The organism is Microbacterium sp. (genome assembly GCF_031988965.1).
Classification (GTDB): Bacteria; Actinomycetota; Actinomycetes; order Actinomycetales; family Microbacteriaceae; genus Microbacterium.
Map to the genome: position 1 here is coordinate 1 of NZ_DALZXX010000280.1, position 1,530 is coordinate 1,530.

Annotated in this window: 1 protein-coding gene and 1 pseudogene; both read left to right on the forward strand. The window is 69.9% G+C overall.

Annotated elements, in window-relative coordinates; translation table 11 throughout:
• A pseudogene (locus RTM68_RS18725) lies at positions 1-502 on the forward strand (hypothetical protein); the annotation flags it as partial.
• Between the two features lie 67 nt (positions 503-569).
• Complete coding sequence (locus RTM68_RS18730) at positions 570-1,385, forward strand: SDR family NAD(P)-dependent oxidoreductase (protein WP_312173833.1); 816 nt, start codon at positions 570-572, stop codon at positions 1,383-1,385.
• Positions 1,386-1,530: the final 145 nt, after the last annotated feature.

Sequence of the window (1,530 nt, forward strand, 5' to 3'; positions counted from 1 at the left end):
TCCCGAGCTCGCCGCGACGACCAGGGACGATGTGATCCGCATCGTCGACTGCGCCGATACCGACGAGATCGACGGCATCCGCGAACTGCTCGCCGACTCCGTGTACACGGTGACGAACCGGTCGGACCACGTCGGCATCCGCCTCGACGGTCCCGTGCGGCATCCCGTTCACCACCGGGAGATCGTGTCGCACGGCGTGCCGATCGGGGCGATCGAGATCCCGCCCTCGGATGAACTCATCGTGCTCGGGCGTTACCGCACGCTGACCGCCGGCTACCCGATCGTGGGCTTCGTGACGAGGCGGTCGCAGGATCTGATCGGTCAGGCGCGCCCCGGCCAGGAGCTGCGCTTCGCCTGGACCGATCGTGCGGCGGCGCGACAGGCATCCCTGCGCTTCGAGGCCGAGCTCACGCAGCTCGCCGCGGCGGCGCTCGGCGCGTTCTCGTACCTCGGTCTCGAGCTCGACGCCGACCGCATCCATCCCGCAGGGGCGGCCCGGTGACCCCGACCGCAGGCGACTGCGCTACGGCCGCGAGACGACCCTCAGACGTGAGAAGAAGGAGAATCCGATGACGGAACTGAACGGCCAGGTGGCGCTCGTCACCGGCGCAGGCAGCGGCATGGGCCGTGAGACCGCGCTCCTGCTCGCCGCGAGCGGAGCGACCGTCGTCATCGTCGGGCGTCGTCTCGAACCGCTCGAGACGCTGCGCGATGAGATCGTCTCGGCAGGCGGCGCGGCCGTCGTCGAGGTCGCCGACATCTCGGCAGACGGAGCAGCGGATGCTCTGGTCTCACGCGTTTCCGAGAATGTCGGCCCTATCGACATCCTCGTCAACAACGCGGGCAGCTCGTCGTCCGTGCTCAACCCGCTGTGGCTCGCCGAAGACGAATGGCGTGCCGTGATCGACGTCAACCTGACGGCGGTGTTCATCCTCAGTCGTGCCGTCCTGCCGTCGATGATCGAGCGGGGCGGCGGCACCATCATCACGGTGTCGTCTCTCGCCGCCGTCACCCCCAACCTGCTGGGCGGTGCCGCCTACGGTGCCGCGAAGGCAGGCGTCCGCAACTTCATGACGTTCCTGCACACGACCTTCCGGGGCGACGGCATCCGTGCGATCACCGTGCTGCCCGGCGAGGCCGACACCCCGATCCTCGACAACCGCGCGCGACCGCCGCGTGCCGACGAGCGCGCCAACATGGTGCAGCCGATCGACGTCGCCCGCGCCGTGCATCTCGCCGCCACCCTGCCTCCTCGCACCGTGCTGCAGGAGGTGATCGTCGCCCCCACCCGTCAGCGCGACGTCTCCGGCGATCTCGAGATCAGCCGCTGGCTCGGCGCCCCCGACTCCGCACGACCCTCGAAGGAACAGGACCACACCGCATGACCTCCGTCGACCTCGCCGCCCCCATCGATTTCACCGCCGCGCCGGCCGTGCTGCGGGTCGAGTCGACCTCGCGCCGCGTGCAGCAGCCCGCCTCGACGAGCGATCTCGTCTCGCTCGCGGTCGGCGAGCCCGACTTCGACACTCC

Coding starts and splice junctions, on each gene's coding strand:
- RTM68_RS18730 (WP_312173833.1), top strand. CDS start 570: ATGACGGAACTGAACGGCCAGGTGGCGCTCGTCACCGGCGCAGGCAGC.